The sequence below is a fragment of the Streptomyces sp. NPDC053069 genome (genome assembly GCF_044546895.1).
Taxonomy (GTDB): domain Bacteria; phylum Actinomycetota; class Actinomycetes; order Streptomycetales; family Streptomycetaceae; genus Streptomyces.
In genome coordinates this window covers 105,386-131,075 of sequence record NZ_JBITZN010000014.1, presented here as the reverse complement: position 1 = coordinate 131,075, position 25,690 = coordinate 105,386, and the positions used below count along the sequence as shown (strand labels likewise).

The 25,690-nt window shown below is 71.7% G+C and carries 19 protein-coding genes and 1 pseudogene; 16 read left to right on the top strand and 4 right to left on the bottom strand.

Going from position 1 to position 25,690, the window contains the following annotated elements; genetic code table 11:
• Positions 1-26: 26 nt before the first annotated feature.
• Positions 27-2,393 carry a SulP family inorganic anion transporter gene (locus ACIGXP_RS29280; protein ID WP_399773295.1) on the bottom strand — a complete coding sequence of 789 codons (2,367 nt, stop codon included), beginning with the start codon at positions 2,391-2,393 and terminating at the stop codon, positions 27-29.
• Between the two features lie 283 nt (positions 2,394-2,676).
• On the opposite strand from ACIGXP_RS29280, the gene ACIGXP_RS29275 reads away from it, so the two are divergent.
• Complete coding sequence (locus ACIGXP_RS29275) at positions 2,677-3,942, top strand: hypothetical protein (protein WP_363215580.1); 1,266 nt, start codon at positions 2,677-2,679, stop codon at positions 3,940-3,942.
• Between the two features lie 3 nt (positions 3,943-3,945).
• Here ACIGXP_RS29275 and ACIGXP_RS29270 read toward each other — a convergent pair whose 3' ends face one another.
• Positions 3,946-4,926 carry an ATP-binding protein gene (locus ACIGXP_RS29270; RefSeq protein WP_399773293.1) on the bottom strand — a complete coding sequence of 327 codons (981 nt, stop codon included), beginning with the start codon at positions 4,924-4,926 and terminating at the stop codon, positions 3,946-3,948.
• A 101-nt stretch (positions 4,927-5,027) separates the two neighbouring features.
• Here ACIGXP_RS29270 and ACIGXP_RS29265 point away from each other — a divergent pair, with 101 nt between their 5' ends.
• Positions 5,028-5,852 carry an oxidoreductase gene (locus tag ACIGXP_RS29265; RefSeq protein ID WP_399773290.1) on the top strand — a complete coding sequence of 275 codons (825 nt, stop codon included), beginning with the start codon at positions 5,028-5,030 and terminating at the stop codon, positions 5,850-5,852.
• Between the two features lie 412 nt (positions 5,853-6,264).
• Here the strand turns inward: ACIGXP_RS29265 and ACIGXP_RS29260 are convergent, their stop codons facing one another.
• The gene (locus ACIGXP_RS29260) at positions 6,265-7,095 is read right to left on the bottom strand and encodes an HAD-IB family hydrolase (RefSeq protein ID WP_363215577.1); all 831 of its coding nucleotides are present in this window, start codon (positions 7,093-7,095) and stop codon (positions 6,265-6,267) included.
• Positions 7,096-7,688: 593 nt separating this feature from the next.
• Here ACIGXP_RS29260 and ssd point away from each other — a divergent pair.
• The 7 genes and pseudogenes from ssd to ACIGXP_RS29225 form a co-directional block, all read left to right on the top strand.
• Positions 7,689-8,795: a septum site-determining protein Ssd gene (ssd, locus tag ACIGXP_RS29255; RefSeq protein WP_399773286.1), complete on the top strand. Its 1,107-nt coding sequence runs from the start codon at positions 7,689-7,691 to the stop codon at positions 8,793-8,795.
• On the top strand, positions 8,792-10,000 hold the full coding sequence (locus ACIGXP_RS29250; protein WP_399773283.1) for a TadA family conjugal transfer-associated ATPase: 1,209 nt from the start codon (positions 8,792-8,794) through the stop codon (positions 9,998-10,000). The genes ssd and ACIGXP_RS29250 overlap by 4 nt, the downstream gene beginning before the upstream one ends.
• A gap of 14 nt (positions 10,001-10,014) precedes the next feature.
• Complete coding sequence (locus tag ACIGXP_RS29245) at positions 10,015-10,860, top strand: type II secretion system F family protein (protein WP_399773536.1); 846 nt, start codon at positions 10,015-10,017, stop codon at positions 10,858-10,860.
• A gap of 210 nt (positions 10,861-11,070) precedes the next feature.
• Positions 11,071-11,850, top strand: a complete 780-nt coding sequence (locus ACIGXP_RS29240) for a type II secretion system F family protein (RefSeq protein ID WP_399773279.1) — start codon at positions 11,071-11,073, stop codon at positions 11,848-11,850.
• Between the two features lie 85 nt (positions 11,851-11,935).
• Complete coding sequence (locus ACIGXP_RS29235) at positions 11,936-12,136, top strand: DUF4244 domain-containing protein (RefSeq protein ID WP_399773276.1); 201 nt, start codon at positions 11,936-11,938, stop codon at positions 12,134-12,136.
• Positions 12,123-12,497: a TadE family type IV pilus minor pilin gene (locus tag ACIGXP_RS29230; protein WP_399773273.1), complete on the top strand. Its 375-nt coding sequence runs from the start codon at positions 12,123-12,125 to the stop codon at positions 12,495-12,497. Before ACIGXP_RS29235 ends, ACIGXP_RS29230 begins: the two co-directional genes overlap by 14 nt.
• Positions 12,494-12,928: pseudogene (locus ACIGXP_RS29225) on the top strand (Rv3654c family TadE-like protein); the annotation flags it as partial. The gene ACIGXP_RS29230 and the pseudogene ACIGXP_RS29225, both read left to right, overlap by 4 nt.
• Positions 12,929-13,010: 82 nt before the next feature.
• Here the strand turns inward: ACIGXP_RS29225 and ACIGXP_RS29220 are convergent.
• Positions 13,011-15,554, bottom strand: coding sequence for a DEAD/DEAH box helicase (locus ACIGXP_RS29220; RefSeq protein ID WP_399773270.1), 2,544 nt, complete (start codon positions 15,552-15,554; stop codon positions 13,011-13,013).
• 81 nt (positions 15,555-15,635) lie between these two features.
• Between ACIGXP_RS29220 and bldG the strand changes: the two genes are divergently transcribed.
• The 7 genes from bldG to topA all read left to right on the top strand — a co-directional run bounded on the left by bldG (position 15,636) and on the right by topA (position 25,453).
• Positions 15,636-15,977, top strand: a complete 342-nt coding sequence (bldG, locus tag ACIGXP_RS29215; RefSeq protein WP_009189842.1) for an anti-sigma factor antagonist BldG — start codon at positions 15,636-15,638, stop codon at positions 15,975-15,977.
• Positions 15,978-16,136: 159 nt separating this feature from the next.
• Positions 16,137-16,568, top strand: coding sequence for an ATP-binding protein (locus tag ACIGXP_RS29210; RefSeq protein ID WP_363217558.1), 432 nt, complete (start codon positions 16,137-16,139; stop codon positions 16,566-16,568).
• A 316-nt stretch (positions 16,569-16,884) separates the two neighbouring features.
• Positions 16,885-19,287: a sodium-translocating pyrophosphatase gene (locus ACIGXP_RS29205; protein WP_363217559.1), complete on the top strand. Its 2,403-nt coding sequence runs from the start codon at positions 16,885-16,887 to the stop codon at positions 19,285-19,287.
• Between the two features lie 241 nt (positions 19,288-19,528).
• Positions 19,529-20,158, top strand: coding sequence for a small secreted protein (locus tag ACIGXP_RS29200; protein WP_399773266.1), 630 nt, complete (start codon positions 19,529-19,531; stop codon positions 20,156-20,158).
• Between the two features lie 28 nt (positions 20,159-20,186).
• The gene (locus ACIGXP_RS29195; protein WP_399773263.1) at positions 20,187-21,707 is read left to right on the top strand and encodes a methyltransferase; all 1,521 of its coding nucleotides are present in this window, start codon (positions 20,187-20,189) and stop codon (positions 21,705-21,707) included.
• Positions 21,708-22,152: 445 nt separating this feature from the next.
• Complete coding sequence (locus ACIGXP_RS29190; RefSeq protein ID WP_399773261.1) at positions 22,153-22,350, top strand: hypothetical protein; 198 nt, start codon at positions 22,153-22,155, stop codon at positions 22,348-22,350.
• Positions 22,351-22,618: 268 nt separating this feature from the next.
• On the top strand, positions 22,619-25,453 hold the full coding sequence (topA, locus tag ACIGXP_RS29185; protein WP_399773258.1) for a type I DNA topoisomerase: 2,835 nt from the start codon (positions 22,619-22,621) through the stop codon (positions 25,451-25,453).
• Positions 25,454-25,690 lie beyond the last annotated feature (237 nt).

The following is a 25,690-nucleotide window of genomic DNA, read 5'->3' as shown; positions in this document are numbered from 1 at the left end:
TGACAAGGGTCGACGGGAAAATTGGTTTAGACCTGTCGGGGCGCACTCTCGCACGCCGTACTCTCTGCCTTCTTTGCGGACACCCCTCCCGTGACACTTCCCGTGACCTCCTCGAACACCTCGCCCTCCTCGGTCTGCGCGAGCAGATACGCCTGGGCCTCGCCCACGTGGAAGTACATCCCGTGCAGCTCCAGCTCGCCCCTGGCCAGCGCCCGGGCCACCGGGCCGTGCGCCCGCAGGTGCTCCAGCTGCTGGACCACGTTGATCAGGCACAGCTGCTCCACCGCGTCCACCGGCGCCCGCCCGGCGAGCCGGGGAAGGGTACGGCGGTCGCCGGCCATCCGCGCCAGGCTCGGCCGCCCGTGCCGCAGCCAGCGCCGCAGCGAGGTGTCGGGGGCGTCGCCGCCTGTGTCGCGCGGGGCCGTCAGCGCCTGCATCGCTCCGCAGCCGGAGTGCCCGCACACGGTGATGGAGCGCACGCCGAGCACGTCCACCGCGTACTCGACGGCGGCCGCCACCGAGTCGTCACCGTGCTCCTCGCCCGGCGGCGGCACCAGGTTGCCGACGTTGCGGACGACGAACAGGTCGCCGGGACCACTGGCGGTGATCATCGACGTGACGAGCCGGGAGTCGGCGCAGGTGAGGAAGAGCTGCGCGGGTTGCTGGCCCTCCCGGGCGAGCCGCGCCAGCTCTCCTCGTACCAGCGGCGCGGTGTTGCGCTGGAACGAGCTGATCCCCCGGGCCAGTTCCCGGCCCGGCTCCCGGCCCGCCGGAGCGGCGACGGCTTCCGGGAAGCAGAACTGGTGGTTGCGCCAGGGCGTCCAGGGCCGGCACCGGCACCCGGCGGAAGGGATCGGCCCGGCGGTCCGGATTCCGCCGCGCCGGCCCGACAGCTCGGCCGTACCGCCCCGCGCGATGTGGGCGCTGCGCCAGTCCTGCAGTGACTCGTACGCCGCGTGATCCATGAACGACCCGTCCAACTCCACGACGGCGTGGGCGCCCTGGGATACGAGATGCAGGGCTCGGCTGAGCCGGGGCACCGCGAGGAATGTCAGCTGACCTCGGACATGTACGTGATGGACTCCTTCCTTCTCTTCGTGGGTGATGCGGGTGCGGGCGAGGCGATTGAGGGCGAGGGCGACGGCCATGGCGACTCCGAGGAGCACGCCCTGGAGGACGCCGAGGAGCACCACGCCGAGTGTGGTCGCGGCGTAGACCGGCACTTCTCGGTGGCGCGTCACCGTGCGGATGTGGTGCAGGGACACCATCTGGATACCAACGGCCATGACCAGGGCGGCGAGGGAGGCGAGCGGGATCTCCTCCAGTGCCGGGACCATCAGCAGCGCGGCGACTACTACGAGAACGCCGTGCAGCATCGTGGAGTTCCGGCTCACGGCACCTGAATTCACATTCGCGGTGCTGCGCACGGCCACGCCGGCGACCGGCAGTCCGCCGAGCGCCCCGGAGACGATGTTGGCGGCACCCTGGCCCAGCAGCTCACGGTCGAGGTCGGAGCGCCCGACCCGGGGGAGGGGGCCGGGGCGGCCCGCGACCAGTTTGTCCACGGCCACCGCGCCGAGCAGCGACTGCACGCTGCACACCAGGGTGGTGGTGAGCACGGCCGCGGCGAGGCCGAGTGCCGGCCCCTCGGGCAGTCCGGCCAGGGCGTGGCTGCGCCAGGACGGCAGGTCCACACGGGGCAGGGTGAGTCCGGTCGCCGTCGCCGTGGCGGTGGACCCGGCGACGGCGACGAGGGCGGCCGGCACGCCCCGGAGCAGCCGGCCGGCGCGGCCGGGCAGGCGGGGCCAGACCAGCAGCAGGGCGAGCGTCAGCGCGCTCATCGAGACGGCGGCCGGGTGCAGATGGGCCAACTGGGCGGGCAGTGCAAGCAGGTTGGCGAGGACGGAGCTGTCCGGGCTGCCGCCGAGGACGATGTGCAGCTGGGCGACGGCGATGGTGATGCCGATGCCGGCGAGCATGCCGTGCACCACGGCCGGGCTGACCGCGAGCGCGCCGCGCGCCACCCGCAGACAGCCGAGACCGACCTGGGCGAATCCGGCGAGGACGGTGATCGCGCAGGTCGTCCGCCAGCCGTAGCGGTGAATCAAGTCGGCGGTGACCACGGTGAGTCCGGCGGCGGGACCGCTGACCTGGAGCGGGCAGCCGCCGAGCCGGCCGGCGACGACGCCGCCCACGGCGGCGGCCACGAGACCGGCTTGGAGCGGAGCGCCGGTGGCCAGGGCGATGCCGAGGGACAGGGGCAGGGCGATCAGGAAGACCGCGAGGGACGCGGACACATCGGCGCCCGCCACGGGCAAGCGGCGCCGATGGCCCGGCGAGGGGCTGTGCGATGCGTGCGGCTGCGGGGTGTGCGGGGGTGCGCAGGCTGGCATGGTCCCGTCTCCTCCGGGCTGGCAGGGTCACGGACTTGGGCGGGATGGATCACCATCGGTAAATGAACCGTAATGAAAAGTAAAGACGAGGCATAACTTCTCGGGGCAAATGGGGTAAAGCATCGCTCGCCGGAGTGAATTAATCATTTGATCGGCTTGTCGTACTAATTCCTTCTCGGTCCCGTGCGACCTTGGCGGCGCTGCCGGAGGACAAGCCCGGCATCTCACGAGAAAACGGCCCTCGTCAGCGTGTGTCCGAGAGAAGGAAGAAGGTGGGCGGAACATGGCCGCCACCCAGAGGATCGCCGTCGGCGCCATGGTCGCCGCGGCCTGTGCCTCGTCACTCGCCGGTTGCGCGACCGGCTCCAACGGTTCGAAGGAAGGGGCGTCCGGCCCGCAGGAGGGGGCCGCGGCCCCCGAGAGCGTGTTCCGGCTGATCGGGGACGGATCCACCGCGTACACCGGCGCGCAGCCGCATCTGCCGAGACCCGAGCGGCTGAAGTCCGGTCAGAAACCGCCCCAGTTCGTCGTGTTCTCCTGGGACGGCGCGGGCGAGGACAGCCAGAAGCTGTTCTCGCACTTCCGTAAGGTCGCCAAGGACAACCACGCGACCATGACGTTCTTCCTCAGCGGCGTGTACCTGCTGCCGGAGGAGAAGCGGGACCTGTACAAGCCTCCCCAGCATTCGCCGGGCAGCTCCGACATCGGCTTCAACGACGAGAAGGGGATCGCCGACACCGTCAAGCAGGCGCGGCTGGCCTGGCTGGAGGGCAACGAGATCGGCACGCACTTCAACGGCCACTTCTGCGGGCCGGACGGCGGGGTCGGCACCTGGTCGGTGGACGAGTGGAAGAGCGAGATCGCCCAGGCCAAGCAGTTTGTGAAGGCCTGGAAGACCAACAGCGGCCTGAAGAAGTCGGCCCCGCTGCCCTTCGATTACGAGAAGGAGCTGATCGGCGCCCGCACCCCCTGCCTGGAGGGTCAGCAGAACTTCATGAAGGCAGCCCGCCAGTTGGGCCTCCGCTATGACTCCAGCGGGGTCAACAACCAGGTCTGGCCCAAGAAGAAGGAAGGGCTGTGGGACGTGTCCATGCAGCTGGTGCCCTTCCCCGGGCACACCTATGAGCAGCTGACCATGGACTACAACTTCATGGTCAACCAGTCCGGCACCGAGACCCAGGGCGACCCGGACCAGTTCGACTACTGGGGCGACCAGATGCGCGACGGCCTCATCAAGGGCTTCTACCGGGCCTACGACGGCAACCGCGCGCCGCTGATCATCGGCAACCACTTCGAGTCCTGGAACGGCGGCACGTACATGCGCGCCGTCGAGGACACGGTGAAGGAGGTGTGCAACAAGCCCGACGTGCGCTGTGTGTCCTTCCACCAGCTGGTCGACTGGCTGGACGCCCAGGACCCGAAGACCCTGGAGAAGCTGCGCACCCTGAAGGTGGGCGAGGCTCCCAAGCAGGGCTGGGCGTCCTTCCTGTCCGGCCGCCCGGCCCCGGCGCCCAAGGGCGTGCCCGGGGCGCCGGCGGTCAAGCAGTAGGCACTAAGCGGGAGTCGCCACGCTCTCGCCGAGCACGAAGGCGGGGTCGACCTGCGCCGCCAGGTCGGCCCCGGTGCGCTCGTTGCCCCACGCCTCGGCGTTCTTCAGGTGGAAGTGCACCATCTGGCGGGTGTAGCGCTCCCAGTCCCGCAGCTCGTACGTGGCGTCCGCGGTCGCCCGCAGGGTGTGCAGGGCCCGGGCGTTGGCCTCCTCCAGGAGGTCGAACCGCGGCGGGCGGCCCTTCTCCATGGCGCGCACCCAGTCCGAGCGCCCGACCGTCACGAGCAGGTCGTCCCCGACCTCCGCGCGCAGGAAGTCGATGTCGTCCGGGTCCTGGATCTTGTTGCCGACGACCTTCAGGGCGACGCCGAAGTCGCGGGCGTACTCCTTGTACTGGCGGTAGACGGAGACCCCCTTCCGGGTCGGCTCGGCGACGAGGAACGTCATGTCGAAGCGGGTGAACATGCCGGAGGCGAAGGAGTCCGAACCCGCCGTCATGTCGACCACGACGTACTCGTCGGGGCCGTCGACGAGGTGGTTCAGGAACAGCTCCACCGCTCCCGTCTTGGAGTGGTAGCAGGCGACCCCCAGGTCGGCGTCCGTGAAGGGGCCGGTGACCATCAAACGGACGGCGCCGCCGTCGAGTTCCACCGGGCGCGCACAGGCGTCGTAGACCGGATTCGGCTCCCGCACCCGGACCAGCCGCGAGCCCTCGCCGGGCGGAGTGGTTTTGATCATCGTGGCGGCGGAGGGGATCCGCGGGTTGGAGCCGCGCAGGTGGTCCTTGATCAGCGGCAGCCGTTCCCCCATGGCGGGCAGCGCGGCGGCCTCCCTCTCGTCGAGGCCGAGCGCGGGCCCGAGGTGCTGGTTGATGTCGGCGTCGATGGCGACCACCGGGGCGCCGGCGGCCACGAGGTGGCGGATGAAGAGGGAGGAAAGCGTGGTCTTGCCACTGCCGCCCTTCCCGACGAAAGCAATTTTCATGTTCACCAACAGTAGTCAGGTGATAGCTGTATGTGGCAGGCGGAAGTGAAGAAGACCACTCCTTCGAGGGGTCGGCCGATGGGGTGCGTAGGGTCGTACTCATGAGTACGACAGGCGCGAACGCCGACCCGCTCGCGGCCCTGGGCTCGCTGCCCGGTGTGGCCGACTCCGTGGAGTCCGTGCGCAAGGCCGTGGACCGGGTCTACGGGCACCGGATCATGCGGCGCCGCAGCACCGAGATCACCTCCGAGGCGGCCCTGCGCGCCGCCCGCGGCTCCGCCGCGCTCTCCGGCGCCGACTGGGCCCTGGAGGAGGTGCGGCGACGCACCGACTTCGGCGCCGACGCCGAGGCGCGGGTCATGGGCGCGGCCCTTAGGCTGTCGGCGGAGGCCGGGCAGCTGCTGTCCATCTGGCGGCAGTCGCCCCTGCGGGTGCTGGCCCGGCTGCACCTGGTGGCCGCGGCGAGCCAGGGCGACGAGGTCGGCCGGCCGCGCCAGGCGGGCGAGACGGTGGACGAGCCGCTGGTCGAGTTGCCGCTGCCGGACGTCCGGGAGGTCTCCGGCCGGCTGGAGGGGCTCGCGGACCTGATCATCAAGGGGACGTCCGCGCCCGCGCTGGTGACCGCCGCCGTGGTGCACGGCGAGCTGCTCGCGCTACGGCCCTTCGTGTCCCACAACGGCCTGGTCGCGCGCGCGGCCGAGCGGATCGTGCTGATCGGCAGCGGCCTGGACCCGAAGGCGATCTGTCCGGCCGAGGTCGGCCACGCCGAGCTGGGCCGCGCCGCCTATCTGGCGGCGCTGGACGGCTATGTCTCCGGCACCCCGGAGGGCATGGCGGCCTGGATCGCGCACTGCGGCAGGGCGGTCGAGCTGGGGGCGCGCGAGTCGACGGCGGTGTGCGAGGCGCTGCAGCGCGGCGCGGCCTGAGAGGGCTTCCCGGAACTGCCCCGGACATGGGTTGCGGCGGTACGAATGCTCGTACCGCCGCTGGCATGCTCACCGGGTTACCAAGCGTCCTCGATATGTGCCCATCAGGTCGGGGACTTTGCCCGTCACCTGGTGCGGCTGGCCCGTAATCGACGGGTCGACGTCGCGTGGGTGCCCGATGTCCATGCGGGGTCCGTGGGCCAAGTGCGTAGTGTCAGGGGATCCTCTCGGATGTCCTTTGGTCTCGCGGGCCTAAGGCCTTTGTACCGCGAGCCGCAGGGAAGCGGAAGCCCTGCCTGCTGTTCTTTACTTTCAGGCTCGAACAAGGGCGAAACGGGCGCTGCTCCGGTGCTGGTCCGGCTCGGGCGCCGCTCCGGCTGAGGCGCCGCTTCCGCTGAGGCGCTGGGCCGGCTCAGACGGTGCTCCGGCGTCGGCTGGCGTACCAGACGAGGCCCGCGGTCGCGGCCGCCGCTCCTACGGCCGCCGCCGCGACCAGCGCGGGGCGGGGCGGTACGGAGAACGTGGGCAGCCTCTTCTTGAGCGGAACCGGCCGGCGGAACTCCAGGACCGGCCACCCCCGTGCGAGTGCCTCGCGGCGCAGCGCGCGGTCCGGGTTCACCGCGTGCGGATGCCCGACCTCCTGGAGCATGGGCAGATCGGTCGCTGAATCGCTGTAGGCGTAGCAGCGGTCGAGGTCGTAGCCCTCGGACGCGGCCAGTTCCCGGATCGCCTCGGCCTTGGTCGGGCCGTAGGCGTAGTACTCCACCTCCCCGGTGAAGCAGCCGTCCTCGCCGACGACCATGCGCGTCGCCACCACCCGGTCCGCACCGAGCAGCTCGCCGACGGGCTCCACCACCTCGGCGCCCGAGGTCGACACGATCACCACGTCCCGCCCCGCCGCGTGGTGCTCCTCGATGAGGGAGGCGGCCTCGTCGTAGATGATCGGGTCGATGAGGTCGTGCAGGGTCTCGGCGACGATCTCCCGGACCTGCTGCACGTTCCATCCGCGGCACATGGCGGACAGATACTCGCGCATGCGCTCCATCTGGTCGTGGTCCAGGCCGCCGACCAGGAAGACGAACTGGGCATATGCGGTGCGCAGCGCGGCCCTGCGGTTGATCAGCCCGCCTTGGTAGAAGGACTTGCTGAAGGTGAGCGTGCTCGACTTCGCAATGACCGTCTTGTCCAGGTCAAAGAAGGCTGCTGCGCGGGGCAAGGAGTGGTTTTCCACGACCCTGAGCATAGGCGCAGCCCATTCGGCGTAAGGTGGGCGTGTGGGTTTGCCTGAGAGGGCTCTCGGGTACACCATGGAAGTCACGGATCGTTCGCGACCGTGCTAACCCGGTCCGGCTCCTCCCCCCCCGAGTCGGCCGTGGAGACGACCCCCGCTCTCCCCCCCGGCGGGGGTCGTCGCATGTCCGGACGGGTTTCTCCCCTCCTCCCCTGCTTTCCGCGTGACCGCGGCCCAGGCGCCATGTCACCGTGGCCGCCGCTTCGGCGCGCCCATGATCCGTCACCCGTTGTAATCGTCGCGCTGCGCTGCGGAAGGCGCACGGGCAACAGTACGGACGTCACCGGTATGGGTGATGGCGATATTCACAGCCTGCGAGTTGTCCACAGTTTTCCAACAAGATCCACTTTATTTCGCGGATCGCTGCACCGTGATTCCCACGCGCTCGGGCCATGGCGAGTTGGTGGCCGGTTCCGATTGTCGGAGCGTGTATGGCCGGTTACCGCCGGCCGCTCATATGGGGGACCGCTTTCCGGTTCTTCACACCTTTGGGAATCGCGTGGCCGCAGGGGCTGCGCGGCCCATGCAGCGAAGGGGGAACGCACGTGACCGCTGCCGTCACCCACGACCCGCCGCCCGGCGCCGGAGACCGGCCGGGCCGGCCGCTCATCGTCACCGAGGACGCCGCAATCCTGGACGACCTGCTGCGCCTGTGCGCGGCCGCCGGCGCCACACCCGAGGTCCACCACGGCGTGCCCGAACACGGAGGTGGCTGGGAAACGGCCCCGCTGGTGCTCGTCGGCGACGACGCCGCACGCCGGCTGGGCGGCGCCACACGCCGGCGCGGAGTCGTGCTGGTCGGCCGTGACCAGGACGACCCCGGGGTGTGGAAACGCGCCGTCGAGATCGGCGCCGATCACGTCCTGATGCTGCCCGACGGCGAGCAGTGGCTGGTCGACCGGATCGCCGACGTCGCCGAGGGAGTCGGCCGCCCGGCCCTCACCGTCGGGGTGATCGGCGGCCGCGGCGGGGCCGGCGCCTCCACCCTCGCGTGCGCGCTCGCCGTCACCTCCGCGCGTGAGGGCCTGCGCACCCTCCTTGTGGACGCCGATCCGCTCGGCGGCGGACTCGACGTACTCCTCGGCGGCGAGAGCACCGACGGACTGCGCTGGCCCGCCTTCGCCGCCTCCCGCGGCCGGGTCGGCGGCGGCGCCCTGGAGGAGTCGCTGCCCGAACTGCACTCCCTGCGGGTGCTGAGCTGGGACCGCGGCGACTGCGTCGCCATTCCGCCGCAGGCGGTGCGCGCGGTGCTCGCCGCCGCCCGGCGGCGCGGCGGCACGGTCGTGGTGGACCTGCCCCGCCGCCTCGACGACGGGGTCGCCGAAGTCCTCGCCCAGCTCGACATGGCACTGCTCGTCGTCCCCGCCGAACTGCGCGCGGTCGCGGCCGCCGGGCGGGTCGCCTCCGCTGTCGGCATGGTCGTGCGCGACCTGCGCGTGGCGGTGCGCGGGCCGTACGCGCCGGGCCTGGACGACCAGGAGGTGGCCCGCCTGCTCGGCCTGCCGCTGGCCGGCGAGGTCCCGGTCGAACCGCCGTTGCTGCATCCACGGGGCGGCGCGAAACCGCCGGGCGCGGCCGCACGCGGCCCGCTCGCCCGCTTCTGCGTGAACTTCTGGGAGCGGACGCTGGTCGAGGCGGGGGGACCGCGATGACCCACCCAGCACTCGACCGCGCGGACGGCGCCGCCCTGCTTGACGGCGTACGGCGCCGACTGGCCGAAAGCGGCGCCGAACCCACCCCCGCGCGCGTGGCACAGGCCCTGCGCGAACAGGGCCGGGTGCTCGGCGACGCCGAGGTCCTCGGCGCGGCCCGGCAACTGAGGTCCGAACTCGTCGGCAGCGGCCCCCTGGAGCCGTTGCTCGCCGACCCGGACGTCACCGACGTCCTCGTGTCCGCCGCGGACCGGGTGTGGGTCGACCGCGGCGGCGGACTGGAGCTGACCTCGGTGACCTTCCCCGACGCGGCGGCCGTACGGCGCCTCGCACAGCGGCTGGCCGCCGTGGCCGGACGCCGGCTGGACGACGCCCGGCCGTGGGCGGACGCCCGGCTGCCCGACGGGACCCGGCTGCACGCGGTGCTGCCCCCGGTCGCCGTCGGCTGCACCTGCCTCGCCCTCAGGGTCGTACGGCCCCGGGCCTTCACGCTGGAGGAACTGGTCGAGGCCGGCACCGTACCGCCCGGCGGCGACCGGGTCCTGCGGGCCCTGCTGGCGGCCCGGCTGTCCTTTCTGGTCAGCGGCGGCACCGGAAGCGGTAAGACGACCCTGCTCAGCGCCCTGCTGGGCCTGGTCGGCGCGGGCGAGCGGATCGTGCTCGCCGAGGACTCGGCCGAGCTGCGACCGGACCATCCGCACGTCGTCCGGCTGGAGACCCGGCCCGCCAACCAGGAGGGTGCCGGCCTGGTCACCCTGGAGGACCTCGTCCGGCAGGCGCTGCGGATGCGGCCCGACCGGCTCGTCGTCGGCGAGGTCCGCGGTCCGGAGGTCGTGCATCTGCTCGCGGCTCTCAACACGGGCCACGAGGGCGGCTGTTGCACGATCCACGCCAACGCCGCCGCGGATGTGCCGGCCCGCATGGAGGCACTGGCCACGGCCGCGGGGCTGGACCGGGCCGCGCTGCACAGCCAGCTGGCGGCCGCGCTCTCCGTGGTCCTGCACCTGGTGCGGGACCGGTCCGGGCGGCGCCGGATCGCCGAGGTGCACGTGCTGGAGCGGGACGCCACCGGGCTGGTCCACACGGTGCCGGCGCTGCGTTGGGGCGAGCGGGCCTTCCAGCGGGAGCGGGGCTGGGAGCGGCTGCGGCACCTCCTGGGCGCGGCTGGGGAGTGCGGGGACGACGGAGAGAGGTGGCGGAAGTGATCGGTGGCACGTCGATGGGGGCCGCGCTGATCTGTCTCGGCGCGCTGGCCTGGCTGCTGGGCGGACGGCACCACGGGATGCGGCGGGCGCGGCTGCTGCTCGCCGGCGGGGGAGTGGTGGCGACCGGTCCGCCCGCCTGGGACCAGACCCTCGCGGAACTGCGGCGGCTGCGCGGCCGGTTGGGCGCCGAGTGGTGGGCGCTCGTGGCCGGCCTGCTGCTCGGGCTGCTGGGGGCCTCGCCGATTCCCGTGGTCGCGGGGGCGGCCGGGGTCCCGGTGCTGCGCCGGGTACGGCTGGCCCGCCAGGCCCGGCGCGTCCGGGAGCGGCGGGCGGACACGGTGATCGCCCTGTGCGGCGCCCTCGCCGGTGAAGTGCGTGCCGGACGGCAGCCGGGCGACGCGCTGCTGCGGGCCGCGAGGGACTCCGGCGGGCTCGACGAGGCGCAGGCGGCCGTGGTCGCGGCGGCGCGGTTCGGCGGGGACGTGCCCGGCGCGCTCGCCGCGGCGGCCCGGCAGCCGGGCGCGGAGGGCCTGCTCGGGCTGGCCGCGTGCTGGCGGGTGGCCGTGGACCAGGGCGCAGGACTCGCGCAGGGCCTGGACCGGCTGGACGCGGCCCTGCGGGCGGAGCGGGACCAAAGCGCCGATCTCCGCGCACAGTTGGCGGGCGCTCGGGCGACCGCCGTGCTGCTCGCCGTACTGCCCGCCCTCGGCCTGCTCCTCGGCACGGCCATGGGCGCGGACCCGCTCCGCGTGCTCCTGCACACCGGAGCCGGCCTCGGCTGCCTGGCGACCGGATCGGCGTTCGAGGCAGCCGGGCTGTGGTGGGCCGTGCGGATCGTGCGGGGAGCGGAGGCGGCGTGAGCGGGCGCGCGGGTGAGGGCGTGCGGGCAGTGACCCGAGACGAGCGGGGCAGGGCGGGATGCGGACGCGACGTGCAGGGGGAGAGCGGGATGCGGATACGACGTGCAGCGCGGCTTGCCGGAAGTGGCCGGCGATGAGCGGGGGAGCGGTGTGGGGAGCGCGGTGTGCGGTGGCGCGCGCGGTCCGGCAGGCGGGGGGAGAGCGGGCGGCATGAGCGGGGAAGTTGTCCACAGGCTGGGGACGGTCGGGGTCGCGGTGCTGGTTCTCGGCTGGACGGTTCGGCGGTTGGATCTGGTCCGGCGGCGGCGTCGGGCGCGGCGTCGGGTGGCGGAGCTGCTGGGCCGGGAAGTCCCGGTCACCGGACGGCGGTTCGCATCGGCGGACGCGGTACGGCGGTGGCTGCCGCCGGCCGCAGCGGCATGCGGGGCGTGGGTTCTGGTCGGCGGCGTGACCGGGGCCGCGCTGGGCCTGGGGGCCGGTGTCGTGCTGTGGCGATGGCGTGGCCGCCAGTTGGCGGCCGACCGGGCGGCGCCGGTCGACGCCGCCGCAGCCGCGCGCCAACTCCCCCTCACCGCCGACCTGCTGGCCACCTGCATTGCGGCCGGTGCCGGCCCGGTGGTGGCCGCCCAGGCGGTGGGGGAGGCGCTCGGCGGGCCTGTCGGGGAGGCGCTGGCGCGGGGCGCGGCGGAGGTACGGCTCGGCGGTGAACCCGCCGACGCCTGGCGCCGGTTGGCCCAGCTGCCCGGCGCCGCGGCCCTGGCCCGGTTGCTGCAGCGGGCCGACGAGTCCGGGCTTCCGGCGGCCGGCCCGGCCGCCCGCCTCGCCTCCGACGCACGCGCGCAGTGGGCCCGCACCGTGACGGCCCGTGCCCGGCGCGCGGCCGTACTGATCTCCGCGCCGGTGGGCCTGTGCTTCCTGCCCGCCTTCATCGCGGTCGGTGTGCTGCCCGTCGTGATCGGCCTGGCGGGCGGGGTGACGGGAGGCAGGTGAGGCGCACGAGGACGAACGAGCACGAGCAGACGCACACAAGCACAGAAGCACAGACGCAACAGACCTGAGCCTCACGGGGGTTGGAATGAACAAGAAGATCAGGGCAGCGGCGGTACGGCTGCGGGGGAAGTGCCGCGCGGACGCCGGAATGGTGACGTCCGAGTACGCGATGGGGATCATCGCGGCCGTCGGGTTCGCGTTGCTGCTCTACGAGGTCGTCACCAGCGGCCAGGTCCGCACGGAGCTGCAGGACATCGTGAAGAAGGCCCTCAGTGCGCGGATGTGAGCAGGGCGCGGACCGGGGGTTCGTGACCGCGGAGGCGGCCGTGGTGCTCTGCGTACTGGTGGCGTTCACCATGGCGCTGGTCTGGGGGCTGCTCGTGGTGGCCGCACAGATCCAGTGCGTGGACGCCGCCCGCGTGGGCGCCAGGGCCGCCGCCCGGCAGGATCCGGCGGACGCGGTGGAGACGGTGACCCGGCAGGCCGCGCCCCGCGGGGCGCGGGTGTGGGTCGGGCGCGAGGGCGACCAGGTCCGGGTGACGGTGGTGGCCAGACCGCCGGTGCTGAGCGGCCTGCCGTTCGAGGTGCGCGAGGAGGCCGTCGCGCCGGCCGAGGACACCGCGGGGGCCGGGGAGGCGGGGCCATGAGGCTGGATGCGGTCGGGGGAGATGCGGCGAGCAGGGGCGCGGCGAGGGGAGGTGCGGCGAGGAAGGGCGCGGCGAGAAGCGCGGCGCGGGACCGGAAGAAATCCGGCTGGCAGGATTCAGGCTGGCAGGACTCCGACGGGCAGGACTCCGACGGGCACAACTCCGACCGGCAGAACTCCGACCGTGGTTCCGCCACCGTGTGGAGTCTGGGGGCGGTTGCCGTGCTGTGCGTGGTGTTCGGCGCCGTGCTCGCGCTCGGACAGGCCGTCGTGGTCCGGCACCGGGCGGCCGGCGGCGCTGATCTGGCGGCCCTCGCGGCGGCGGCCCACTGGACGGAGGGCGGTGCGGCGGCCTGCGCGCGGGCGGAGAAGCTGGCGGCGGCCGAGGGGGTGCGGCTGGTCCGGTGCGCGATCGTCGGCGAGACCTCGGACGTGACAGCGGCCGCGGGAAGAGGACCGTTCGCGGCCGAGGTCAGGGCCAGAGCCGGGCCTGCGGGACCGGCACCGGACGCCCTCAACCGCGAGGCGTCCGGCCCGGAGCTGTCCCGTCCAGGTTCTCCAGGCCCTCGGGGTCCGCTGGAGGCACCCGGCTCTCCCCGTCCGGCTTCTCCTCCGGCGCGCCCCGCAGCAGCACCGTGAGAAGCCGTACCGCCCCCCTCTTGTGCAACGGGTCGTTGCCGTTGCCGCACTTGGGGGACTGGATGCAGGAGGGGCAGCCGGCCTCGCACTCGCAGGAGGCGATCGCCTCCCGGGTGGCGGTGAGCCAGGCGCGGGCGGTGTGGAAGGCGCGCTCGGCGAAGCCCGCACCGCCCGGATGGCCGTCGTACACGAAGACCGTGGGCAGGAGCGTGTCGGGGTGCAGGGGCACGGACACGCCGCCGATGTCCCAGCGGTCGCAGGTCGCGAACAGGGGCAGCATGCCGATCGAGGCGTGCTCGGCGGCGTGCAGCGAGCCGCCGAGGATCTCCGGGATGATCCGGGCCTCGTCCAGCTGGTCCTCGGTGACCGTCCACCACACCGCGCGGGTGCGCAGCGTACGAGGAGGGAGGTCGAGTTTCGTCTCGCCCAGCACTTCACCGGTGATGAGGCGCCGGCGGAGGTAGGAGACCACCTGGTTGGTGACCTCGACCGAGCCGTAGCAGAGGCGGCCGGCGCCCCACGGGATCTCGGTGTCCGTCTCCAGGATGGAGATCGACGTGGTGTCCCGGGCGACCGTGGAGTACGGCGGGTCCGCCTGTTCGACCAGGGCCACCGAGTCCTCCAGGTCCAGCTGACGCACCAGGTAGGTGCGGCCCTGGTGCAGGTGGACCGCGCCCTCGTGGACCGTGGAGTGCGCGGCGCCCGCGTCGACCGTGCCGAGCAGCCGGCCCGTGCCGGACTCGACGACCTGCACCGGGCGCCCGCCCGCGCCGCGGATGTCGGTCAGGTCGGCGGCCCGTTCCCGGCGCGTCCAGTGCCAGGCCTTCGTCCTGCGGCGGAGCAGCTTCGCGGCCTCCAGCTGCGGCAGTACGTCCGCGCAGGCGGGGCCGAAGAGGTCCAGGTCCTCCTCGGTCAGCGGGAGTTCCGCGGCGGCCGCGCACAGGTGCGGGGCGAGGACGTAGGGGTTGTCGGGGTCGAGGACGGTGGATTCCACCGGCCGGTCGAACAGGGCCTCGGGGTGGTGGACCAGGAAGGTGTCCAGCGGGTCGTCGCGGGCCACCAGCACGGCGAGTGCGCCCTGTCCGGAGCGGCCCGCGCGGCCCGCCTGCTGCCACAGGGAGGCGCGCGTGCCCGGGTAGCCGGCGATGACCACCGCGTCCAGGCCGGAGACGTCCACGCCCAGCTCCAGGGCCGTCGTGGCGGCCAGCCCGAGGAGTTCGCCGGAGTGCAGGGCGCGTTCCAGGGCGCGGCGCTCCTCGGGGAGGTAGCCGCCGCGGTAGGCCGCGACACGCCGGACCAGGGAGCGGTCGACCTCGGCGAGTTTCTCCTGGGCGATCACCGAGATCAGCTCGGCGCCGCGCCGGGACCGTACGAAGGCGACCGAGCGCACGCCCTGCACGGTCAGGTCGGTCAGCAGGTCGGCGGTCTCGGCGGTGGCGGTACGCCGTACGGGTGCGCCCCTCTCGCCGTGCAGTTCGGTGAGCGGGGGCTCCCAGAGGGCGAAGACGAGTTCGCCGCGCGGGGAGGCGTCGTCGGCGACCTCGGTCACCGGCAGCCCGGTCAGCCGGCGGGCGGCGACGGCGGGCTCGGCGGCGGTCGCCGAGGCCAGCAGGAACACGGGTGAGGCGCCGTAGCGGGCGCACAGGCGGCGCAGCCGGCGCAGCACCTGAGCCACGTGCGAGCCGAAGACGCCCCGGTAGGTGTGGCACTCGTCGATGACGATGTACCGAAGCGATTTCAGGAAGGAGGACCAGCGCGGGTGGGACGGGAGTATCCCGCGGTGCAGCATGTCGGGGTTGGTGAGGACGTAGTTGGCGTACTGCCGGATCCACTCGCGTTCCTCGAACGGGGTGTCGCCGTCGTACACGGCCGGGCGTACGGCGGTGCCCAGAGGTTGTGAAAGTTCCTTCACCGACCGGCACTGGTCCGCCGCGAGCGCCTTGGTGGGCGCGAGGTACAGGGCGGTGGCGCCTCGGCCGTTCGGCGCCTCGGAGCCGTCCACAAGGGTGGAAAGGACGGGCACCAGATACGCGAGGGACTTGCCGGAGGCGGTGCCGGTGGCGACCACCACCGAGTCGCCGTCCAGGGCGTGCTCGGCGGCCAGCGCCTGGTGCGCCCACGGGTGCTCGATACCGCACGCCTGGACGGCCGCGATCACCTCGGAGCGAATCCGGTCAGGCCAGACGGCATGGCGGCCCGCGCGCGGGGGCAAGTGCTCCGTATGAGTGATGCGCGCAGCCCGGCTCGGCCCGGAGGCGAGCCGGTCCAGGACCATGCCCGGAGACGGGTGGGACGCCGGGTCCGCCGGGGATCGATCGGATCGGTGATTCTTGGCCATCGGCACCGAGTGTGTCACTGGCGTGACGGACAATGGAGCCAAGGCGTCGTGCACGCCTGCCGGTAAGTGATTGAATGCCATCGCGGCTGGCGATGCGTCCCGGGGGCCGCAAGCCGAGGTGCCCGAGGGGCGACCGCTCGATAGCAAGGTGCTGGAGGATCCGTGGACCTGTCCCTGTCGACCCGTACCGTCGGCGATCGTACGGTCGTCGAGGTCGGTGGCGAAATCGATGTATACACCGCGCCCAAGCTGCGCGAGCAGCTGGTCGAGCTGGTGAACGACGGGAATTTCCACCTCGTCGTCGACATGGAGGGCGTGGACTTCCTCGACTCCACCGGGCTCGGCGTGCTGGTCGGCGGCTTGAAGCGAGTGCGTGCCCACGAGGGCTCGCTGCGCCTGGTCTGCAACCAGGAGCGCATTCTGAAGATTTTCCGCATCACCGGCCTCACCAAGGTGTTCCCGATCCACACCTCGGTCGATGAAGCGGTGGCGGCCACCGACTGACCCTGGGCCCGTCACCGGCGCCGGGCTCCCGATGGAGCCCGGACGCCGGGCGGTCCCGTCCGGGCCGATGCAGCGGCCCGGGCACAGAAGCACACCAGGGGGTGCGGGCTCTCGGCGGCCCCGCCCCCGACCGCACGCCCGTAGTCGCGAGGGGGATGCATGGCCATCGTCGAACTCCGCTTCAGCGCGCTGCCCGAGCACGTCCGGACCGCCCGGTTGGTGGCGGCCGCGGTGGCACGCAGGGCCGGAGTGGACGAGGCGGTCCTCGACGAGGTCCGGCTCGCCGTCGGCGAGGCCTGCTCCCGTGCCGTCGGACTCCACCAGAGCAGCGGCATCAGCGCGCCTGTGAAGGTGGCGCTGATCGAGGAGGAGAAACAGTTCTCCATCGAGGTCGGCGACGAGGCGCCGCACGCCACGCCGGGCGACACGCCCGGTGCAGCACAGGACGCCGAGGCTGAGGTCGAGGAGGACGAGATGGGCCTCGCGGTCATCAGCGGCCTCGTCGACGACGTGGAGGTCACCACCGGACAGGACGGCGGCCTGATCCGCATGACCTGGCCGACCGCACCGCCGGCAGCGGCGCTTCTCTGAGCGCCGCAGTACCACTTCCCGAGGGCCCTGCTCAGCAGGGCCCTCGGTGTTTTCCGGCCCGATGAGGTGCCCTTCCGAATGCGTGAAGGAATTCACGATCATTCCCGACCTTCCCCCCGATCATTCATCAATGCCTTGAGGGCGTTACTCCACATGCCTTGAGGGCATTACTCCATTCGGGTGGTCTGGCGGGATCGCGATCATTACTAATGAGCCGGTGGAGGCTAATTCCGCTTACCGCGCTCTGTTGAGATCACTCCGGGGTACCTAGAATCCGTCCACATCTTGAGCTCAGCCCAAGCGTCAAGGAGGACGAATGGCGGGGCTTTCCATCCCTCAATCGGATCACCCCACATCTTTCGCAGCAGCGGTTCTGACCGACGACAACCGGATCATCGTGGCCGTCATCGCGGCGGTCGCCCTGGCCGCGCTGGTGGTCGCGGGGATCCTGGTGCGCCAGGTGCTGGCCGCGGGCGAGGGCACCGACAGCATGAAGCGGATCGCCGAGGCGGTCCAGGAAGGTGCCAAGGCGTATCTCGCCCGGCAGTTGCGCACGCTCGGCGTATTCGCTGTCGTCGTCTTCTTCCTGCTCATGCTGCTGCCCGCGGACGACTGGAATCAGCGTGCCGGGCGATCGGTGTTCTTCCTGATCGGTGCGGCGTTCTCGGCGGCCACCGGCTATATCGGCATGTGGCTGGCCGTGCGCAGCAATGTGCGGGTCGCCGCGGCGGCCAGGGAGGCCACACCGGCACCCGGAGAACCGGAAAAGGATCTCACCACCGTCTCGCACACCGCGATGAAGATCGCATTTCGCACGGGCGGCGTCGTCGGCATGTTCACGGTGGGGCTCGGCCTGCTGGGCGCCTCCTGCGTGGTGCTGGTGTACGCGGCCAACGCGCCGAAGGTGCTGGAGGGCTTCGGCCTCGGCGCCGCCCTGATCGCCATGTTCATGCGAGTGGGCGGCGGCATCTTCACCAAGGCCGCCGACGTCGGCGCCGACCTGGTCGGCAAGGTCGAGCAGGGCATTCCGGAGGACGACCCGCGCAATGCCGCGACCATCGCCGACAACGTGGGCGACAACGTCGGCGACTGCGCGGGCATGGCGGCCGACCTCTTCGAGTCGTACGCCGTGACCCTGGTGGCCGCGCTGATCCTCGGCAAGGCCGCCTTCGGCGACTCCGGGCTGGCCTTCCCGCTGCTCGTTCCCGCCATCGGCGTCATCACGGCGATGATCGGCATCTTCGCGGTCGCGCCCCGCCGGGCCGACCGCAGCGGCATGACCGCGATCAACCGCGGCTTCTTCATCTCCGCGGTGATCTCCCTCGCGCTGGTCGCGGTCGCGGTCTTCGTCTACCTGCCGTCGAAGTACTCCGCCCTCGCCGGGGTCACGGAGGCGGCGATCAAGGGCAAGGACGGCGACCCGCGGATCCTCGCCCTGGTCGCGGTGGCGATCGGCATCCTGCTCGCCGCCGTCATCCAGCAGCTGACCGGCTACTTCACCGAGACCAACCGCCGCCCGGTGCGGGACATCGGCAAGACCTCCCTCACCGGGCCGGCCACCGTCGTCCTGTCCGGCATCTCGGTCGGCCTGGAATCCGCCGTCTACACCGCGCTGCTCATCGGGCTCGGCGTGTACGGGGCGTTCCTGCTCGGCGGTACGTCGATCATGCTCGCGCTGTTCGCGGTCGCACTGGCCGGCACCGGTCTGCTCACCACGGTCGGCGTGATCGTCGCCATGGACACCTTCGGGCCGGTCTCGGACAACGCCCAGGGCATCGCCGAGATGTCCGGCGACGTGGAAGGCGCGGGCGCACAGGTGCTCACCAACCTGGACGCGGTCGGCAACACCACCAAGGCGATCACCAAGGGCATTGCCATCGCCACCGCCGTCCTCGCCGCGTCGGCGCTGTTCGGGTCGTACCGCGACGCGATCACCACCAATGTGCAGGACGTCGGGGTGAAACTCACCGGCCCGGGCTCGCCGCTGAGCCTGTCGCTGGACATCTCGCAGCCCAGCAACCTCGTCGGCCTCATCGCCGGCGCCGCGGTCGTCTTCCTCTTCTCCGGGCTGGCCATCAACGCCGTGTCCCGGTCGGCGGGTTCGGTCGTGTTCGAGGTGCGGCGGCAGTTCCGTGAGAAGCCCGGGATCATGGACTTCACGGAGAAGCCCGAGTACGGCAAGGTCGTCGACATCTGCACCAAGGACGCCCTCAGGGAGCTGGCCACGCCCGGTCTGCTCGCCGTGATGGCGCCGATCTTCATCGGATTCACGCTCGGTGTCGGCTCGCTGGGTTCCTACCTCGCCGGCGCGATCGGCGCGGGCACGCTGATGGCGGTGTTCCTCGCCAACTCCGGTGGCGCCTGGGACAACGCCAAGAAGCTGGTGGAGGACGGCCACCACGGCGGCAAGGGCAGCGAGGCCCACGCCGCCACGGTGATCGGCGACACGGTCGGCGACCCCTTCAAGGACACCGCAGGACCGGCGATCAACCCGCTGCTGAAGGTCATGAACCTGGTCTCGCTGCTCATCGCGCCCGCGGTGATCAAGTTCTCCTACGGCAACGACAAGAACCTGGGCGTACGGATCGGGGTCGCGATCCTCGCGCTCCTGGTGATCGTCGTCGCCGTGTACGTCTCCAAGCGGCGCGGAATCGCCGTCGGTGAAGAGGAGAGCGTGGAACGGGTCGCCAACTCACCGAACACGGCGGTCGTTTCGTAGCCGTACTGCTGGTTCTGTTCGAGAAGCCCTGCTCAACGGGCGGGCGGGCGGCGCGTGCTGACGTGCCGCCCGCCGTTGGCGTTCTATGGGTGCGTCCGCGTCCGGGCGGTGGGCGGCTGTGGGCTCGCCCACGTGGTGAGCCTTCTCTCGCATGGTGCAAAGAGTCACAAAGGGCGCCTCGGAGGGCGTTCGGGGTACGGAGGGTGTGCGTCCGCCGTGTAGGGTCCGTGGGCCGAGAGCCATGGAAGGGACCAATCCGGTGAACAAGAAGCTCGCGGCCGCACTGTCCGGCGGTTCGGTACTGGTAGTGGCGCTGTCGGGATGCAGCAGCAGCGGCGGCGATGGCGGCGACAAGGGGCCCGACCCCAAGCTCGTGGCCTGGGCCAAGACGGTGTGCGACCCGCTGCCGGCGCAGCAGGCGAAGATCTCCGGTGCCTTCGACGCGCTGGCGAAGGTCGTCAAGGACGGTCCGCCCAAGGACATCCAGAAGACCGACTCCCAGGCCTTCCAGGACCTGGCCGATGGTTTCAAGGCGCGCGCGGGCAGCCTTTCCGACGCGGGGGCGCCTCCCGGCGTCGACGGCGGCGCGGCGAAGCAGCAGGACGCCGTCAAGAAGCTCACGGCCCTGTCCGCGGCGTATGCCGATCTGAAGAAGCGGGTGGACGGGCTCGACACCAAGGACCAGAAGAAGTTCGCCTCCGGTCTGGGTGACCTCTCGGAGCGGATGAAGGCGGTGGCGGCGCAGTACGACGGCACGATCACCGCTCTGCAGAACCTCGAGAAGGGCGACGTCAACCAGGCGGTGACCAAGCAGTCGGGCTGCACGAAGGCCTCGAAGGCCTCCTCGGCGCCGTCGTCCGCGAACGGCTGAGCCGCCCGCCACGGGCCACAATGGGGGCGTGACCAACGCCACCTCCTCACCCCTGCCCTCCACCGACCGACTCGATGTCGCAGCCCGGCTGCGGGACGCCCTGCTCGGCGCCTCCTTCACCGCCGACGGGCTGCTCGACCTGCTCGGCGCTCCCGCGTACGCGGCGCTGGCGCGCAGCGAGACCGTGCCCGCCCTGAGGGCGACCCGTGGCGACACGCCGCTGGAGACGCTCGTACGGCTCTTCCTGCTCCAGCAGCCGGTGCCCCACGCGCGCGTGGCCGCCGTTCTGCCGGTCGAGGAGGCCCAGGAAGCCGGGTGGCTCACCCGTGTGGGCGGCGACGAGGTGGCCGCCACCGTGGACGTACGGCCCTACAGCGGTCCCAGTGGCGAGGACTGGTTCATCGTCTCCGACCTCGGCTGTGCGGTCGGCGGAGCGGGCGGCATCGGGCAGCGGGACGAAGGTGTCGTGCTGGGCGTCGGCGGTGCCTCCACGACGCTCGCCGGCATCACGGTCCGCACGCCGGTCTCCTCCGCCCTGGACCTCGGCACCGGCTCCGGTGTCCAGGCGCTGCACGCCGCCCAGCACGCCACGCGCGTGACGGCGACCGACCTCAACCCGCGTGCGCTGCACATCACCGCGCTCACGCTCGCGCTCTCCGGCGCGCCCGCCGCCGACCTGCGCCAGGGCTCGCTCTTCGAGCCGGTCCGGGACGACGAGCGGTTCGATCTGATCGTCTCCAACCCGCCCTTCGTCATCTCGCCCGGTGCCCGCCTCACGTACCGGGACGGCGGCATGGGCGGGGACGATCTGTGCCGCTCGCTCGTTCAGCAGGCGGGGGAACGGCTGAACGAGGGCGGGTTCGCGCAGTTCCTCGCCAACTGGCAGCACGTAGCGGGGGAGGACTGGCAGGACAGACTCAGGTCATGGGTGCCGCGCGGGTGTGATGCCTGGATCGTGCAGCGCGAGGTGCAGGACGTCACGCAGTACGCCGAGCTGTGGCTGAGGGACGCCGGGGACCACCGCGGGGACCCGGCGGCGTACCAGGCTCACTACGACGCCTGGCTCGACGAGTTCGAGGCGCGCAAGGTCAAGGCGGTCGGCTTCGGCTGGATCACCCTGCGCAGGACGGGGGCGGCGGAGCCCTCGATCACCGTGGAGGAGTGGCCGCACCCGGTCGAGCAGCCCCTCGGGGACGCGATCCGGGCGCACTTCGAGCGACTCGACTACCTCCGGGGGCACGACGACGCGGCGCTGCTCGACAGCCACTTCAAGCTCGCTGTCGAAGTGGTCCAGGAGCAGGTCGGGATGCCCGGTGCCGAGGACCCGGAGCATGTGGTGCTGCGCCAGCACCGCGGCATGCGCCGGGCCACCAAGGTGGACACGGTCGGTGCGGGGTTCGCGGGCGTGTGCGACGGCACACTGAGCGCGGGCCGCATCCTGGACGCCATCGCCCAGCTCATGGGCGAGGATCCGGTGGTGCTCCGCGACCGGACGCCCGCGCAGATCCGGCTCCTGGTGGAACAGGGCTTCCTGGAGCCGGCGAGCTGAACGAACCGGGCCGCGCCGTGCGGGTCTGCGTCGTGCCGGTCTGCGTCGGCGAGCCGTGCGGGCGGGCTGCGGCGGCCGGTTCGGCGGGCGGCGGGCCGGGACGGGGCGGCCGGCTCGGTGTGCGGAGGCACGGTGGCTGGTGCGGCTGAGGCAGGGCCGGTGCCCACGTGGTCGTAGGTGTCCCGGGACGCCTTGGGGGCGGCGCCCGGCTCATCGTCGTATGCCCGTGGCACTGGCCGGAACCAGCCGGTGCCGGGTGCCGGGGCGCGTCGTGCCGGGAAAACGGCCGGAAAAATACGGAGAGGCGCCCGGAGACGCCGGTGTTCGATCGTGTGTTCGGCATCACGTTGACCCTCCGTTCACCCCGGTGTCGTCCGTTCTTCTCCCGCGCCTGCCAGTCTCCGGCGCTGGGCGGAGCCGGACGGCACGGAAGAGGTGGGCGGGGATGGAAAGCGGGCCGGCGATCTTCACGGGCGTGGTGCTCGCCCTGTTCGGGGGCGCTGTACTGGCCTGGACCGGCACCCGCCTCAGGCGCCGCGAGCCGGTGGCCCACGGTGTGAACCAGATCGCATCGGCCGCCCTGGCGAGCGTGGCCGGGACGGTCGCGCTGGCCCTCGGCGCGTACTGCCTGACCCGCCTCTGACGTCGGCCGGTACGCGGCGGCGACCGTGCTGCCGGAGTAAGGGGACTGTCACGCTCCGGACATGCCTCAGCGGGGTACCCGGTACTCCGGGCGGCAGGAATGGCGGTAGTCGGGTTACCGTTCGAGTGGCCGTTGTGGGCTTTTCCCGTTTGACACGGGGGCGGGATGTACCGTCACACTCCGCAGCATCACATGAGCCAGAAGCACGCCGCGACCCCGGGACCAAGGCCCGGGGAACCCCCAGCGTCGACCGGAGAGAAGAGCGAAGTTGTCCCCGACCAGCGAGACCGCACAGGGCGGCCGCCGACTCGTCATCGTCGAGTCGCCTGCCAAGGCGAAGACGATCAAGGGCTACCTCGGCCCCGGCTACGTCGTCGAAGCGAGCGTCGGGCACATCCGCGACCTCCCGAACGGCGCCGCCGAGGTGCCCGAGAAGTACACCGGCGAGGTACGCCGCCTCGGTGTGGACGTCGACCATGACTTCCAGCCGATCTATGTGGTCAATGCCGACAAGAAGGCGCAGGTCAAGAAGCTCAAGGACCTGCTGAAGGACTCCGACGAGCTCTTCCTCGCCACCGATGAGGACCGGGAGGGCGAGGCGATCGCCTGGCACCTCCAGGAGGTCCTCAAGCCGAAGATCCCCGTCAAGCGGATGGTCTTCCACGAGATCACCAAGGACGCGATCCGCGAGGCCGTCGCCAACCCGCGCCAGCTCAACCAGAAGCTGGTCGACGCCCAGGAGACCCGCCGTATCCTCGACCGCCTCTACGGCTACGAGGTCTCGCCGGTCCTGTGGAAGAAGGTCATGCCCCGGCTGTCGGCCGGCCGCGTCCAGTCCGTCGCGACCCGTCTCGTCGTCGAGCGGGAACGCGAGCGCATCGCTTTTCGTTCTGCTGAGTACTGGGACCTGACGGGCACCTTCGCGACCGGCCGCGCCGGGGATCCGTCGGACCCGTCGTCGCTGGTCGCCCGCCTGCAGACCGTCGACGGCAGGCGGGTCGCGCAGGGCCGCGACTTCGACTCCCTGGGACAGCTCAAGAGCGAGAACACCCTCCACCTCGACGAGGCGACGGCCCGCGCCCTCGCCGCCGCCCTGGAGAGCACGCGCTTCTCCGTGCGCTCCGTCGAGTCCAAGCCGTACCGCCGCTCGCCGTACGCCCCGTTCCGTACGACGACGCTGCAGCAGGAGGCCAGCCGCAAGCTCGGCTTCGGCGCGAAGGCGACCATGCAGATCGCCCAGAAGCTGTACGAGAACGGCTACATCACGTACATGCGTACGGACTCCACGACGCTGAGCGACACGGCGATCGCGGCGGCCCGCGCGCAGGTCACGCAGCTGTACGGCGCCGACTACCTGCCGCCGCAGCCGCGCACGTACGCCGCCAAGGTCAAGAACGCGCAGGAGGCGCACGAGGCGATCCGCCCCTCGGGTGATCGTTTCCGCACTCCCGCGGAGACCGGTCTGACCGGTGACCAGTTCAAGCTCTACGAGCTGATCTGGAAGCGGACCGTCGCCTCCCAGATGAAGGACGCCACGGGTAACTCCGTCACCGTGAAGATCGGCGGCACCGCGGCCGACGGCCGGGACGTCGAGTTCAGCGCCTCCGGCAAGACGATCACCTTCCACGGCTTCCTGAAGGCCTACGTGGAGGGCGCCGACGACCCGAACGCCGAGCTGGACGACCGTGAGCGCCGGCTGCCGCAGGTCGCCGAGGGCGACGCCCTCAGCGCCGAGGAGATCACGGTCGACGGGCACGCCACCAAGCCCCCGGCCCGCTACACCGAGGCCTCGCTGGTCAAGGAGCTGGAAGAGCGCGAGATCGGCCGCCCGTCGACGTACGCGTCGATCATCGGCACGATCCTCGACCGCGGGTACGTCTTCAAGAAGGGCACGGCCCTCGTCCCGTCCTTCCTCTCCTTCGCGGTCGTCAACCTCCTGGAGAAGCACTTCGGGCGGCTCGTCGACTACGACTTCACCGCCAAGATGGAGGACGACCTCGACCGCATCGCGGCCGGTGAGGCGCAGGCGGTGCCGTGGCTGAAGCGCTTCTACTTCGGTGAGGGCCACAACGGCGTCGGCAGCGCGGCCGAGGCCGGCAACGGCGACGGGGACCACCTCGGCGGGCTCAAGGAGCTGGTGACCGACCTGGGCGCGATCGACGCGCGCGAGGTGTCGTCGTTCCCGGTGGGCAACGACATCGTGCTCCGCGTCGGCCGCTACGGCCCGTACATCGAGCGCGGCGAGAAGGACAGCGAGCAGCATCAGCGCGCCGACATCCCGGACGACCTGGCGCCGGACGAGCTGAGCGTCGAGCTGGCCGAGGAACTGCTGGCGAAGCCGAGCGGCGACTTCGAGCTGGGTACGGACCCGCAGACGGGCCACCAGATCGTCGCCAAGGCCGGCCGCTACGGCCCGTACGTCACGGAGATCCTCCCCGAGGGCACCCCGAAGACCGGCAAGAACGCGGTCAAGCCGCGTACGGCCTCGCTCTTCAAGTCGATGTCGCTCGACACGGTGACGCTTGAGGACGCGCTGAAGCTGATGTCGCTGCCGCGTGTCGTCGGCACGGACGCCGAGGGCCAGGAGATCACCGCGCAGAACGGCCGCTACGGGCCGTATCTGAAGAAGGGCACCGACTCGCGCTCGCTGCAGTCCGAGGACCAGCTCTTCACGATCACGCTGGAAGAGGCGCTGGCGATCTACGCCCAGCCCAAGCAGCGGGGCCGTGCCGCCGCCAAGCCGCCGCTGAAGGAGCTGGGCGCGGACCCGGTCTCCGGCAAGCCCGTCGTGATCAAGGACGGCCGCTTCGGTCCGTACGTCACCGACGGCGAGACCAATGCGACCCTTCGCTCGGGTGACAGCGTCGAAACGATCACTCCGGAGCGCGGCTTCGAACTGCTTGCCGAGAAGCGCGCGAAGGGGCCCGCCAAGAAGACCGCGAAGAAGGCCGCGGCCAAGAAGACGGCCCCGGCGAAGAAGACCGCCGCCAAGAAGACGGCGGCGAAGAAGACGACCGCGGCCGCGAAGAAGACCACGGCGAAGAAGACGACCGCCAAGAAGGCGACGGCTTCCAAGGCCACGGCTTCCGGCACGGAGGACTGACAGCGCCACCACGGAACACCGCCGGCTTCTGTCTGGGGTCGGCGGGGTCCGGCGCGGGGAGGGCTTCCGCTGCGGAGGATGGTCTCCGTAAGGGCGTTGATGCGCTGCGGCGCGGCGGGCTGACCGTTCGGCGGGTCCCGGCTTCACGCAGCGAACGCTCCTGCATCACTTTGGTGTCGGGCGTGCGCATGCCAGGACAGGCGAGGTGTGGTGTCGGTGGCTGCGGATAGGCTGAAC

Excerpts from the sequence above, each read along its gene's own strand:
- ACIGXP_RS29280 (WP_399773295.1), bottom strand. The coding sequence starts at position 2,393 with ATGCCAGCCTGCGCACCCCCGCACACCCCGCAGCCGCACGCATCGCAC.
- ACIGXP_RS29275 (WP_363215580.1), top strand. The coding sequence starts at position 2,677 with ATGGCCGCCACCCAGAGGATCGCCGTCGGCGCCATGGTCGCCGCGGCC.
- ACIGXP_RS29270 (WP_399773293.1), bottom strand. The coding sequence starts at position 4,926 with ATGAAAATTGCTTTCGTCGGGAAGGGCGGCAGTGGCAAGACCACGCTT.
- ACIGXP_RS29265 (WP_399773290.1), top strand. The coding sequence starts at position 5,028 with ATGAGTACGACAGGCGCGAACGCCGACCCGCTCGCGGCCCTGGGCTCG.
- ACIGXP_RS29260 (WP_363215577.1), bottom strand. The coding sequence starts at position 7,095 with ATGCTCAGGGTCGTGGAAAACCACTCCTTGCCCCGCGCAGCAGCCTTC.
- ACIGXP_RS29250 (WP_399773283.1), top strand. The coding sequence starts at position 8,792 with ATGACCCACCCAGCACTCGACCGCGCGGACGGCGCCGCCCTGCTTGAC.
- ACIGXP_RS29245 (WP_399773536.1), top strand. The coding sequence starts at position 10,015 with ATGGGGGCCGCGCTGATCTGTCTCGGCGCGCTGGCCTGGCTGCTGGGC.
- ACIGXP_RS29240 (WP_399773279.1), top strand. The coding sequence starts at position 11,071 with ATGAGCGGGGAAGTTGTCCACAGGCTGGGGACGGTCGGGGTCGCGGTG.
- ACIGXP_RS29235 (WP_399773276.1), top strand. The coding sequence starts at position 11,936 with ATGAACAAGAAGATCAGGGCAGCGGCGGTACGGCTGCGGGGGAAGTGC.
- ACIGXP_RS29220 (WP_399773270.1), bottom strand. The coding sequence starts at position 15,554 with ATGGCATTCAATCACTTACCGGCAGGCGTGCACGACGCCTTGGCTCCA.
- ACIGXP_RS29210 (WP_363217558.1), top strand. The coding sequence starts at position 16,137 with ATGGCCATCGTCGAACTCCGCTTCAGCGCGCTGCCCGAGCACGTCCGG.
- ACIGXP_RS29205 (WP_363217559.1), top strand. The coding sequence starts at position 16,885 with ATGGCGGGGCTTTCCATCCCTCAATCGGATCACCCCACATCTTTCGCA.
- ACIGXP_RS29200 (WP_399773266.1), top strand. The coding sequence starts at position 19,529 with ATGGAAGGGACCAATCCGGTGAACAAGAAGCTCGCGGCCGCACTGTCC.
- ACIGXP_RS29190 (WP_399773261.1), top strand. The coding sequence starts at position 22,153 with ATGGAAAGCGGGCCGGCGATCTTCACGGGCGTGGTGCTCGCCCTGTTC.